Here is a 12,640-nt window from a genome sequence, read left to right on the forward strand (position 1 = left end):
GAAAGGTTTGGTGACTAAATGCTTGAATTAAGCGATATAGCTATTAATAATGCTTCTGATATTGAGCAAAAAATATATACTAAGTCTTCACTCATTGCTATAAGTCATGGGCTTGAAGATATGGTGACTGAGTTTAAACTAGAATCAGAACTTTTTGTGACATTTCAAAGGTTTGAATTCTTCTTGGTGGAAATTGAAAGATATAAAATTTTGGATGGGTTATGTAAGAAAATGTATATATTTGTCCGGAATATTAACAAAGACATGGTAAGTGATTTTAAAAATACTGTATTTATTGAAATTAATGAGAATGACCCCTTGGTAGACGAATGGGATATTATTATAAATCATCCTGAACATCCTGCTGTTTTTTTAAGTAAGGAAGTATTTTACTTTGAACCAGCAAAAGAAGATCAATTTAGAAAATTCAAGGGGTTTTTAAGTTTTTCTGAGGAGATTTTGGCAGAAACATTAAAAGTGATGAAGAGTAAATTAAGAGAACATGGTATTAATTATGATTTAGTAGACAGGAATTTTAAAAAGACTGGACAAGATATTCAGACTAGAAAAATAAGCTTTTTTCTAAATCGTACACTTGGCGAGATAGAAGACAAGAGTGCCCAATTAGTAGCCAGAAATACTTTGCTTAAAAATACACTTATTGAAAATATTGAATTGTCAAACGAGATTATAAAGCGTCTATGCTATTCTGCTGAATACAAGGATGAAGATTCGGCATTACATATGGTTAGAGTCGGTTTATATGCATCAATTTTATATGGGATGGTAGAAACCTGTGAAGAAAAAAGAGAGTTAATGAATTATGCAGCTTTAATGCATGATATAGGTAAGATAGGGATTGCTGATTCAATTCTCCTAAAGCCAGGTAAACTAACAACGGAGGAATTTGATATAATGAAAACCCATACAACTAATGGCGCAAGAATTCTTAGCAATTCAAAACGAGGCATTATTAAAATGGGTTATGAAATAGCACTGAATCATCATGAAAAATGGGACGGCAGCGGTTATCCATCAGGGATTTCGGGTAAGAATATTCCATTGACTGCAAGAGTTGTGGCTATTGCAGATGTTTTTGATGCACTATCTACAAAGAGAGTTTATAAGGATGCTTTCCCTATTGAAACCTGTATAGAAATGTTAAAGGAGCAAAGGAATAAACACTTTGATGGTGAAATATTAGATTTATTTTTAAATAATATAAATGAAATACTAAGGTATAGAGATATCATTAATTTAAAGTTTAGTACAACAGTAAATGAAGATGTTTTTACCTTGTTTTTTAATAATCCTATGAATTTTACAATTGAAAATTAAAATTTTTAACACCAAGATAATGGACAACTTATGTTTGCTAATATTCATTAGTTTGTGTTATATTAATCATATAATTAAAGCCTACTAAATATGGTAATAGTGCGCTAAGAAAAGAAGATCAGGAAGGAGCACTTTCAATGGAAGAAAATGTTAACTGGGAACTCTCTTGTATATTTGTAATTTTTGGTGGAACTGGTGATCTTACTAAAAGAAAACTTATTCCTGCTATTTTCAGCCTAATGTATGAAGAAAAATTACCTGAAAATTTTATAATTGTAGCTATCGGAAGACGAGTAAAGACAAATGAGGAATATAGAAAAGAAATGTATGAATATGTTGAAAAGTTTTCTCGGTTTCCTTTAAATGATGAATTGTGGCTTCTCTTTAGTAAAAGGATTTTTTATAAAAACTTTGATTTTACTTCTGATAATAATGGGTATAAAAAGCTAGATTCATTTTTGGAAACAATGGAGATGAAATATTCAACGGTGGGTAATAGATTATATTATTTAGCCGTTGCACCAGAGTATTTTGAAGGGATAATTAGAAATTTAAAGAATAATAGTATGGTTTGTAAGGATATTGGTTGGCAGAGAATAATGATTGAAAAGCCTTTTGGATCAAGCCTTGAAACGGCTAAGATTTTGAATCGTAATATTTCAAAGCTTATACCTGAAGATGATATATTTAGAATAGATCACTATTTGGGTAAAGAAATGATTCAAAACATATTAGCAATTAGATTTGGTAATTCATTATTTGAACCTCAATGGAATGCAAATTATATTGATAATATTCAAATCACATCAAATGAACTTTTAGGTGTAGAGAGTAGAGGTGGATACTACGAAAATACTGGTATTTTAAAAGATATGCTTCAAAATCATATATTGCAAATGCTAACCCTAATTGCCATGGAACCTCCTTTAGATTTGGAACCTGAATCTATAAGGGATGAAAAAGTTAAGGTTTTAAGGTCATTAAGAGCTTTTACAGCTGAATCTTTTAAAGAAGATATTGTTATGGGTCAATATGGCATGGGCACTTACAATGGTGAGAAAATGGTAGGTTATAGAGAAGAAGATAGTGTATCAAAGGTGTCCAATACGGATACGTTTATAGCACTTAAAACATATATTGATAATTTTCGATGGGGAGGAGTCCCTATTTATATAAGAGCAGGAAAAAGAATGAATAATAAAAGTACTGAGATAGTAATTCAATTTAAAAAGCTTCGTGGGATTAATTATTACAAGGAGTTTAATGATATTCCAAATAATTTTCTAGTTTTAAAAATTCAACCGGAAGAGGGCTTTTTCTTTCAGATAAATGCGAAAAAACCTGGTAGCGAGTTTAAAATGGAAAAGGTACAGCTAGATTATTGTCAGAGTTGTAAGTATGTTAATGATTCTCCTGAGGCTTATGAAAAATTAATACTTGAAGCCCTTAGAAATAATTCATCGCTATTTACTAGATGGGATGAACTTGAACATTCTTGGGAATATATTGAGAGTATTGAAAAGCAATTTAAAGATAATATACCTAGTTATCCCAACTATTTAGCAGGATCGAAAGGTCCCCAGGCTGCAGTAGATTTAATGAAAAAAGATGGCAGACAGTGGTGGAATACTACTTCTGATTAAGGAGAGAAAACATGATTATTTATGATATATCTATGACTATAGAAAAAAGTATGGGAGTATACAAGAACATAGAAGAAAAAAGACCAGTAATTAAATTTGATCGCAAAATTCCAAAGGATAGTATTAATGAATCTAGCATGTGTATGAATTTGCATACGGGAACACATATTGATGCCCCATATCATGTAGATAACATGGGTGCTACTATTGATGCTATTGATTTAAATAAATTGATTGCAAAGTGTAGAGTAATAGATTTAACAAAGGTAGCGGATGGAATTACAAAAGAGGATCTTATTGATAAAAACATTTTACAAGGTGAATTCTTATTACTTAAAACTAGAAATTCCTTCTTCGAAGAATTTCAGCCAGGTTTTGTTTATGTTGAAAAGAGTGGAGCTGAGTATTTAGCTGAAAAAGGAATAATTGGAGTAGCAATAGATTCCTTTGGAATAGAAAGGGCTCAGCCAGAACATGATACTCATAAAATACTTTTTAGCAAGGGAATAATTATAATAGAAGGAGTTAGACTAAAAGATATTGTAGAGGATGAATATTTAATGTGTGCGCTACCGCTTAAAATTAAGGGAGTAGATGGTGCACCTGCTAGAGTAATTCTAATAAAGGATTCAATATAAGAACCACTTATCATAAAAATCATGTCTTATTATGTTATAATGAAGACAAAGATATAAAATATTGTGAGTAAACACTTGCAATGAAAATTGCAAGTGAAGCTTACAAATTAATGGGGTGTGTAGGATGAATGTAAAAGAAAGAATTGAGCAGTTAAGAAACGAGATGAGAGAAAGAGGCATAGATGCATATATAGTTCCTAGTTCAGATCCACATCAAAGTGAATATGTAGCAGAGCACTATACTGCTAGAACCTTTATAACTGGATTTACCGGCTCTGCAGGTACTGCAATTGTAACATTAACAGAGGCAGGGTTATGGACAGACGGAAGATATTTTATACAAGCAGAAAATCAATTAAGAGATACTGGGGTAACACTATTTAAAATGGGCCTAGCTGGTGTTCCAACTGTTGAGGAATTTTTGAAAGAAACACTACATAAGGGAGCAAAAATTGCTTTTGATGGTAAGGTTATTTCAGTAGAGTATTTTAGAGGACTAAAGTGCGCTTTAGAAAACAGTGAATTTTCTTATGAAGTTAATGAAGATTTAATAGATATAATTTGGAAAGATAGACCACAAAAACCTTGTAGCCAAGTAATTTTGCATGATGTAGCATATGCAGGAGAGTCAAGAGAATCAAAACTTACTAAGGTAGCCAATGAAATGGAGACTATGGGAGCAAATTACTATGTTATATCAGGACTTGATGACATAGCATGGCTATTAAACATTAGGGCAAGAGATGTAAAATGTAATCCTCTAACTATAGCTTATGTAATGGTATCAGAGAAAAAATATTATCTATTTATAGATGATAAAAAAATAAATTCACAAGTTAGACATGAAATTGAAAAGGCTAATGTAGAAATAATGCCTTACGATAGTATAGGAGAATTTTTAGGAGAAATTAAAAATGGAGTAATATTACTTGATGCAGCAAGAACTAGCACTTGGGTATATAGTGCTATAAAAATTAAGACTTTAGAGGCTATGGATATTACTACAAGATTTAAGGCTATAAAAAATGATATTCAGATTAAAAATATTAGGAAGGCTATGGTACGCGATGGTGTGGCTATGGTTAAATTTATAACCTGGATGAAGAAAACCATAAAATTGCGTAATATTACAGAAATAGAAGCATCAGATAAAATTGAGGAAATAAGAAGTGCAGGAGAAAATTTCTATGATTTAAGCTTTGCATCAATTTCAGCTTACAGTGCAAATGCTTCTATGCCTCATTACTCTGCTACGAAAAAAGATCAGGCTACTATAAAGCCGAAGGGGCTTTATCTATTAGACTCTGGTGCTCAATATTTAGATGGAACAACAGATATTACAAGAACATTAGCTGTAGGTCCTTTAACCAAGGAAGAAAAAACAGACTTTACCTTAGTATTAAGAGGAATGATTAATTTAACATTGCAGAGATTTTTATATGGAACAACGGGTTCAAATTTAGATATTATAGCTAGAATTCCACTTTGGAATGCAGGCATGGATTTTAAGCATGGAACAGGACATGGAGTGGGTTTCTTCCTAAATGTTCATGAAGGACCACATAGAATATCTACGATTCCCAATGTTATTAAGCTTGAAAAAGGAATGGTAGTGTCCAACGAACCAGGAGTTTATAAAGCAGGGAAACATGGTATAAGAATAGAAGATTTAGTTGTTGTGCAGGAAGATGAAAAGACTGAGTATGGTGGACAATTTATGAAGTTTGAGACTTTAACACTATGCCCTATAGACTTAGAAGCTATAGATGTGTCCTTATTAACAAATGATGAAAAATCTTGGCTAAACAACTATCATAAAACTGTATTTGAGAAGCTCTCGTTTTATTTACAGGGAGAAGAATTAGAATACTTAAAAAAATCAACGGTAGCAATATAGAATATTTCGAACAGTACTTGATAATTTAGCATAATTATGATAAAATTATGCTAAATCAGTAAAGGGGTGATTATATGCCACAGATTAGACCAGTGTCAGATTTGCGAAATAAATTTGCTGATATTTCAAGAATAGTACATGAAACTTCAGAACCATTATTTCTGACCAAAAATGGTTATGGTGATATGGTTGTTATGAGTATTGAAGCCTATGAACGTAGACTATTTGAGAGTGAAATATACTTTAAGCTAAAGGAAGCAGAACTTCAATCCAAATCCACTGATAAACGTTTTTCACATGAAGAAGTGTTTTCAGGTTTAAGGGCAAGACTTGCCGATAAGGTAGAATAAGGCAATGTATAAGCTAAAATACTTGTCTTTAGCACAAAAGGATTTAAATGATATTATAGACTATATTGTAGACATAATAAAAGAACCAAAGGCTGCATTGGATTTGGTTGATTTACTTGACGGTTCAATATTGCGACTTCAACAATTCCCTTATGCTTGCAGAGTTTATCAATCCATAGAACTGCTTCAATTGGAATATAGAATGTTAATTGTAAAGAACTATCTAGTATTTTATGTCGTTAATGAAGATGTTGTGGAAATACACAGAATTATTTATGCAAAGATGGATATTACCAAAATCATTAGATAAAAAGTGACACCTGACTTTAATAGTTGGGTGTCACTTTTTTAGGTTTACGTTAATCCTTATGGATATGAACCAGAAGTAGTGGGTAAAATATTTAGGTGCAAAAAAAATTAGAACACTGACTTGATATTTCTGTAAATTAGACATAAAGTAATAAATAGGAGAGGTGATTATGATGGGTAAAATAATGGCTTATTATACAATGCCACATCCACCTATAATAATTCCAGAGGTGGGACGTGGAGAGGAAAAAAAGATAAAAAATACATATGATGCATGTGATCGTATTGGATGTGAAATAGCTGAGCTAAAGCCAGAGGTAATAATAGTGGTGACACCACATGGTACTATGTTTTCGGATGCTATAGCTCTTTCTTTTGAAAGCTCTATTTCAGGTAGTTTAAAACAATTTGGAGCTTCAAATGTTTCTATGAATTTTGAAGTAGACATGGATTTAACAGGAAAAATTATGGATAAGGCACGTACTAATGGTATTCCAACAGCAGAAGTTAGTACAAGGTTTCTTAAAAAATATGGTATAGAATATGAATTAGATCATGGCAGCATAGTTCCACTGTATTTTGTGGTCCATAAATATAATTCGTTTAAGCTTGTTCATATTACGTATGGGGGAATTAGTCCTATACAATTATATAAATTTGGTAAACTTATAAAAGAGGCAGTAGAGGAAGGTAATGATAATGCTGTGTTTATTGGAAGTGGCGATCTTTCTCATCATCTTAAAGATGAAGGACCTTATGATTATAATCCCTATGGAGAAAAGTTTGATCGTGAAATAATAAGTCTGTTAACAAAGGGTGATGTAGTAGGAGTATTTAATATAAATCCAGAAATGGTTGAAAATGCGGGAGAATGTGGGTTAAGGTCTTATTATATAATGCTTGGAGCAATGGATGGCAATAAAATAAAGGGAGAGCTCCTTTCTTATGAAGGTACTTTTGGAGTTGGGTATGGGGTAATGAAATTTGAACTTGAAAAAAGTGATCGGGATGTAATATCAGAAATTATGGTGGGAAAAAGAAAAATATATAATGAAAGAATAAATAATGAAGATCTTTATGTCAGGCTTGCAAGAGAAAGTCTTACTCATTATCTACTAGAGGGTAGCTATATGGATAGACCAAGTTATGTAACAGAGGAAATGACAAATAATAAAAGAGGAGTTTTCGTGTCTCTTAAAAAATTTGGACAGCTAAGAGGTTGCATAGGCACCATTTTTCCTACAACAGATAGTATTGCAAGTGAGATAATGCGAAATGCTATTGAGGCAGGAGAAGAAGACCCAAGGTTTAGTCCGGTATCTAAGGGAGAACTTGAGGACCTTGTGTTTTCAGTAGATGTGTTAACTGAACCTGTACCGGCCTTGAAAGGTGAATTAAATCCTAAAAAATATGGAGTTATTGTAACAAGTGGTAGAAACAGAGGACTGCTTTTACCGGACCTTGAGGGTGTTAATACTGTAGAGGAGCAGATAAGTATTGTGTTAAATAAAGCAGGAATTTCACTGAATCAAGATTATTCCATAGAAAAATTTGAGGTTATAAGGCATAAATAGGAGTTGAAATTATGGAAAAACAAGCACTGTTTTATGAAAATCGTGGAGATAAAATAAGTTGCAAACTTTGTCCGCATAAATGCCTTATTGCGGTTAGTGAATTTGGTAAGTGTAATGTACGATTAAATAGAGATGGAAAGCTTTATACAATAAATTATGGAGAGATAACTTCCATGGCAGAGGATCCCATAGAAAAAAAGCCGTTATATCATTTTAAGCCAGGTAGCAATATACTTTCTGTAGGAAGTTTTGGTTGTAATTTTAGTTGTGAATTTTGTCAAAATTACTCCATCTCTCAAGGAAGAGCAAATAGCGAATATGTACCTCCAGAAAAATTAGTAGAGTTATGTAAAGGTTTGGAAGGTAATATAGGTGTAGCATTTACATATAATGAACCATCTATATGGTATGAATATGTATTCAATTCATCAAAGCTATTAAAGGAATCGCTTAAAGATATAAGTATAGTGCTGGTAACTAATGGTTATATAAAAGAAGAACCTTTAAACATGCTGCTTCCATATGTAGATGCTATGAATATTGATTTAAAGGCATTTAGTAATAAGTACTACAGGGATATATGCGGAGGGAGTGTTAAGCCTGTAATGGATACTATTAGGGTAGCATCAAAACAGTGTCATGTAGAGGTAACTACTTTACTTGTAAATGGTGAAAATGACTCTACTCTAGAAATTGAGGAAATTGCTAGGTTTATAGCTTCATTAGATAAAGATATCCCACTTCACTTATCAAGATATTTTCCAAACTATAAGATGGAGAATCCTGCTACAAAGCTTGAGGTAATGTATAAAGATGCAGAGATAGCAAAGAAACATCTTAACTATGTATATATGGGTAATGTAGGGGGCATAGATAACTCAACATATTGCCCAAAGTGCGGTTATAAAATTATTGAAAGAGATGGAAACAATGTTCATGTTAATACTAGTGATAGTATTTGTCCAAAATGTGGGTATAAGATAAATATTATACTTTAAATTTAAAAGTATAAGTAAAAGGAGTAAGTTATCTAATAGCTAGGTTACCCGCTCCTTTTAAAGTGTTTTTTTGACTCGTTTTTTATTATATAGGAAACAGCTTGCGGAAAACAATGTGGATAACTTTCTTATAGATGAGAGTTAAAGTAACATTTAGAAATTTTCATTTGTTAACAAATGTTTTCATACGCAAAAAAAAGTATATATTACGTATAATGCATTTGAATAAGCTTTAGAACTTCTTATTTTATTTTAAATTGTGCTGCGTTAAGAAAAACATATGTTTGAGCGAAGCGAGTTTATGTTTTTTAGCAGCATAATTTAAAATAAAATTAGCAGTTCTTAGCGAAATGAATGCATTAGTAGTAATATATACTTTTTTTTTATTTAACTCTTAGCACAAATACATGAGGTGTAAGCCTACCACTCTCAATTTTTATCTCTTGAAGAAGCTCAAGATCTTCATTATCAATTAGAACTTCTCTAAATAATTGTTTTTCTATTGTATAAACAAAGGCCATTCCACCTTTTATTACAAGGCTGGGAATTTTATTTACAAAATCCCTATATAAGTCTGCATATTTATTATGGGTGGTAGACTTATTGTCAAAAGGCATATTTGTTATAAGTTCATTAAAAGGATGACTAGTATAAAATTCAAATATATCTTCATCTATTAAATCGATGTCTAGATTAGCTAATTTAGAATTAACTTCAGCAGCTGATATAGCTCTTCTATATATATCAATACCTGTTAAACTTTGAACTGCTTCTAGTTTAGCTCTTTCAATAAGCATTGTTCCAGTACCACAGAAGGGATCAATAACATTAGCACTAGTTTTCAACCATTTTTCTATAGACTTCATTACAATAGCTGCAGTTATAGGATTTATGGAGGTTGCTATTTCATTTTTCCTATAGTCAAATCTATTGTCTACATAGGAATATAGTTTTATAAATGCACTACATAGATCATTTTTCTCAAGTATTCGGATTTCAACTTCATAGGATGAGGGACTATTTTTCAAATTACCAGAGGAGAGGCTATCTAACTCCATAGATAAGTTTTTTACAAACTCTGATCTCTCTCTACTTGCGTCCATAGTTTTAAATTCGACTCTATACCCAAAAGGCAAATTACTTTCATTATTGTGACACTGATTTAAAAAACCTACAACATTTGCATTTATAATTTCAGCGGCTATTACTTTATAATCAAATTGTAAGTCTTCACACTTATCTATTGGGAACAGAAGCTCATAAAAGGTTCTGCATTTGTAGATTTTATCTAAATCATTCTCATAAATAAGAATACCTTCATCTATAAGTCTACCGTTAATTGAGTTTTCCTCAAGTTCTTTTAATGTTTGCTGATATTGATAATTCATAACTGTTAGAATCATAGGTACAGTTTCATCAAAGCCTTTAAATTCATGATGTACAGGGGGCGATAATTTATCTATGGCCCTTGTAAGTGCTAGTTTTTCTTCATTAATATGTTTATTAGTTGTTACTAGTGAGTCATTATCACTACAAGCTTTTTCATTTGCAACTACATCTTCAAACATCTTCCTTAACTTATCTGCATCAATAGCTGTGCCGCAGTTTCCTATTGCAAGTACATAGGAATATCTTACAAATAATTTATCCTCAGAGTTATAGGCATTATATAGAGCCTCTAAATATGCAGGGTCTCCCAGTTCGCCAATAACACCACATACATTCTTTCTTACTTTGGGATCGGAGTGCGTAAGAAGAGCGCTAAGCTTTTCTTTGGAATTACCGATAGTTCTTTTGAACATTCCCTTTGGTTTTTCCTTTTTTAAAATATCCCTCATAACAGAAAGTATAGCCCTTGGGTCCTCATCTGTTATTATTCTTGACCACAACATTGGAATTGCATTATTATAATCTAGAGAAAGCTTATTTACTATAGCAGATCTCTGTTTATCATTTGCAGTTTTTAGACTTTCTAATAGTGCTGCTACTATTTCATTTATTTCCATCATTCGTTACCCTCCTGTAGTTCTCTAAGGTACAAAACAATTATTAATTGTTTTGTACCTTATGTTTTAAGTTAATAACTTTAATTATACCTTATATTTAGAGGTAATGGGGAGATATTAGTGTTAATATATAAAATACAATCTTGGTATAGTTTTAGTTGCTATGAGTTTTTAAAGTGCGTACTTACATTTTTAAAATATAGTGATACAATAATATCTAGTGGAAATAAGATAATGGAGGTAGTTTAAATATGAATGAAACTTTAAAAAATATAAGAAATAGGAGAAGCACGAGGGCATTTTTACCAGAACAGCTTAATGATACTGACGTGCAAGATATAATAGATGCAGGTATTTATGCACCAAGTGCTACAAATAAGCAACCTTGGCATTTTACAGTAATACAAAGAAAAGATATTATAGATAGGTTAAATGATGCTTTTAAAGAAATTGCAAGTAAATCTGATAATGAATACATTAGAAGATTTACTGACAATGAAAAATTTCATGTGTTTTATAATGCTCCAACAGTAGTTTTGATATCCGGAGACCAGAATAATGGGGCTGCTTCAGTTGATTGCGCCGCAGCGGCAGAAAATATGCTTATAGCAGCAGAATCATTAGAAATTGGAGGCTGTTGGATTGGGCTTATTGCATATTTATTAAATAGTGCAGAAGGCGCAGAATGGCTTAAGGAACTTGAAATACCGGAAGGCTTTAAACAAATACATGCAGTATGTCTTGGATATAAAAAAATTCAGATAACTAATGCACCAAAAAGGAAAGAAAACTCAGTAAATTATATGAAATAGAAATATGTTTACAATATAAGATATAAATAAAAAATTCAACAGATTTAATTAAATCTGTTGAATTTTTTATCAAATAGATATATAAGGATAAGTGAAAATTATAAATTCTATTTATATCATTATAGTGGTAATATAAATATGAAAAACTAATATTGGTAGTTCAGGACTTTGAAATTTAAGAATATACTTTGGGGGGAATTTTAAATGTACGATAAAGTTATGGAATCGGTAAATTATATAAAAAATAAGGTGAACAATAAGCCAGTAGTGGCCGTGATTTTAGGCTCAGGCTTAGGTGATTTGGCAAATGTAGTAGAAAATAGTGAGTACATTGATTATGTGGATATACCTAATTTTCCACTAACCACAGTAGCCGGGCATGAAGGTAGATTAGTTTTTGGTCAAATTAGTGGCGTAGAAGTACTATTGATGCAGGGAAGATTCCATTACTATGAGGGTTATACAATGAAGCAGGTAACTTATCCTATATATGTTATGCAACAGTTGGGTATTAAAAAGCTTATTGTTACAAATGCCTGCGGAGGAATAAATACAAGCTTCAGCCCAGGATCATTAATGATTATCAATGATTTTATAAATCTTATTAGTGACAATCCACTTATTGGTGTTAATGATGAAAGATTTGGTGTGAGATTCCCAGATATGTCTGAGCCATATAATCTAGAACTTATTGATAGTGCAAAAGCTATTGCGGATGAGATTGGTGTGGAATATAAAGAGGGAATTTATGCTGGGTTTATGGGGCCATATTATGAAACTGCTGCAGAAATTGTAGCAATAGGAAGACAGGGGGCGGATGCAGTAGGCATGTCAACAGTTCCTGAAACAATAGCAGCAAACTACTTAGGTATGGATGTACTAGGTATTGCTTGTATTACTAATATGGCTACAGGAATACAGAAAGTTAAACACTCTCATGAAAGAGTAGTAGAAACTGCCCAAAAGGCTTCTGTGGATTTGTGTAAATGGGTAGTTAAAATTATTGAAGGCATGGCTTAGCCTATTTGACAACATAAGTGAAGCTAATAAATGAACGGTTATCTATTCGTAATTG

At 31.8% G+C, this 12,640-nt stretch carries 11 protein-coding genes; 10 read left to right on the top strand and 1 reads right to left on the bottom strand.

Features of this window, described 5'->3' with window-relative positions:
* Positions 1-18: 18 nt before the first annotated feature.
* The 8 genes from ACREVU_RS14050 (at position 19) to amrS (ending at position 8,747) form a co-directional block, all read left to right on the top strand.
* The gene (locus ACREVU_RS14050; protein ID WP_431552228.1) at positions 19-1,338 is read left to right on the top strand and encodes an HD domain-containing phosphohydrolase; all 1,320 of its coding nucleotides are present in this window, start codon (positions 19-21) and stop codon (positions 1,336-1,338) included.
* 137 nt (positions 1,339-1,475) lie between these two features.
* Entirely contained in the window at positions 1,476-2,981 is a 1,506-nt protein-coding gene (gene zwf, locus ACREVU_RS14055) for a glucose-6-phosphate dehydrogenase (protein ID WP_431552229.1), read from the top strand.
* 11 nt (positions 2,982-2,992) lie between these two features.
* Positions 2,993-3,619: a cyclase family protein gene (locus ACREVU_RS14060; RefSeq protein WP_431552230.1), complete on the top strand. Its 627-nt coding sequence runs from the start codon at positions 2,993-2,995 to the stop codon at positions 3,617-3,619.
* Positions 3,620-3,743: 124 nt separating this feature from the next.
* The gene (locus ACREVU_RS14065) at positions 3,744-5,516 is read left to right on the top strand and encodes an aminopeptidase P family protein (protein WP_431552231.1); all 1,773 of its coding nucleotides are present in this window, start codon (positions 3,744-3,746) and stop codon (positions 5,514-5,516) included.
* 74 nt (positions 5,517-5,590) lie between these two features.
* Positions 5,591-5,866 (top strand): type II toxin-antitoxin system Phd/YefM family antitoxin, encoded by a 276-nt coding sequence (locus ACREVU_RS14070; protein ID WP_431552232.1) that lies wholly within the window; start codon positions 5,591-5,593, stop codon positions 5,864-5,866.
* Between the two features lie 4 nt (positions 5,867-5,870).
* Positions 5,871-6,176, top strand: a complete 306-nt coding sequence (locus ACREVU_RS14075; RefSeq protein WP_431552233.1) for a type II toxin-antitoxin system RelE/ParE family toxin — start codon at positions 5,871-5,873, stop codon at positions 6,174-6,176.
* A gap of 172 nt (positions 6,177-6,348) precedes the next feature.
* Positions 6,349-7,749 carry an AmmeMemoRadiSam system protein A gene (gene amrA / locus ACREVU_RS14080; RefSeq protein WP_431552242.1) on the top strand — a complete coding sequence of 467 codons (1,401 nt, stop codon included), beginning with the start codon at positions 6,349-6,351 and terminating at the stop codon, positions 7,747-7,749.
* An 11-nt stretch (positions 7,750-7,760) separates the two neighbouring features.
* Complete coding sequence (gene amrS, locus ACREVU_RS14085) at positions 7,761-8,747, top strand: AmmeMemoRadiSam system radical SAM enzyme (protein WP_431552234.1); 987 nt, start codon at positions 7,761-7,763, stop codon at positions 8,745-8,747.
* Between the two features lie 383 nt (positions 8,748-9,130).
* Here the strand turns inward: amrS and ACREVU_RS14090 are convergent, their stop codons facing one another.
* Positions 9,131-10,756: a HEAT repeat domain-containing protein gene (locus ACREVU_RS14090; RefSeq protein WP_431552235.1), complete on the bottom strand. Its 1,626-nt coding sequence runs from the start codon at positions 10,754-10,756 to the stop codon at positions 9,131-9,133.
* Positions 10,757-11,004: 248 nt separating this feature from the next.
* On the opposite strand from ACREVU_RS14090, the gene ACREVU_RS14095 reads away from it, so the two are divergent.
* Both ACREVU_RS14095 and ACREVU_RS14100 read left to right on the top strand, forming a co-directional pair.
* Positions 11,005-11,565, top strand: coding sequence for a nitroreductase family protein (locus tag ACREVU_RS14095; RefSeq protein WP_431552236.1), 561 nt, complete (start codon positions 11,005-11,007; stop codon positions 11,563-11,565).
* A gap of 204 nt (positions 11,566-11,769) precedes the next feature.
* Entirely contained in the window at positions 11,770-12,585 is an 816-nt protein-coding gene (locus ACREVU_RS14100; protein WP_431552237.1) for a purine-nucleoside phosphorylase, read from the top strand.
* Positions 12,586-12,640 lie beyond the last annotated feature (55 nt).

It is taken from the genome of Clostridium sp., assembly GCF_050717535.1.
Taxonomy (GTDB): domain Bacteria; phylum Bacillota; class Clostridia; order Clostridiales; family Clostridiaceae; genus Clostridium_AD.

Coding starts and splice junctions, on each gene's coding strand:
- amrS (WP_431552234.1), top strand. CDS start 7,761: ATGGAAAAACAAGCACTGTTTTATGAAAATCGTGGAGATAAAATAAGT.
- zwf (WP_431552229.1), top strand. CDS start 1,476: ATGGAAGAAAATGTTAACTGGGAACTCTCTTGTATATTTGTAATTTTT.
- ACREVU_RS14070 (WP_431552232.1), top strand. CDS start 5,591: ATGCCACAGATTAGACCAGTGTCAGATTTGCGAAATAAATTTGCTGAT.
- ACREVU_RS14060 (WP_431552230.1), top strand. CDS start 2,993: ATGATTATTTATGATATATCTATGACTATAGAAAAAAGTATGGGAGTA.
- ACREVU_RS14095 (WP_431552236.1), top strand. CDS start 11,005: ATGAATGAAACTTTAAAAAATATAAGAAATAGGAGAAGCACGAGGGCA.
- ACREVU_RS14065 (WP_431552231.1), top strand. CDS start 3,744: ATGAATGTAAAAGAAAGAATTGAGCAGTTAAGAAACGAGATGAGAGAA.
- amrA (WP_431552242.1), top strand. CDS start 6,349: ATGGGTAAAATAATGGCTTATTATACAATGCCACATCCACCTATAATA.
- ACREVU_RS14050 (WP_431552228.1), top strand. CDS start 19: ATGCTTGAATTAAGCGATATAGCTATTAATAATGCTTCTGATATTGAG.
- ACREVU_RS14090 (WP_431552235.1), bottom strand. CDS start 10,756: ATGATGGAAATAAATGAAATAGTAGCAGCACTATTAGAAAGTCTAAAA.
- ACREVU_RS14100 (WP_431552237.1), top strand. CDS start 11,770: ATGTACGATAAAGTTATGGAATCGGTAAATTATATAAAAAATAAGGTG.
- ACREVU_RS14075 (WP_431552233.1), top strand. CDS start 5,871: ATGTATAAGCTAAAATACTTGTCTTTAGCACAAAAGGATTTAAATGAT.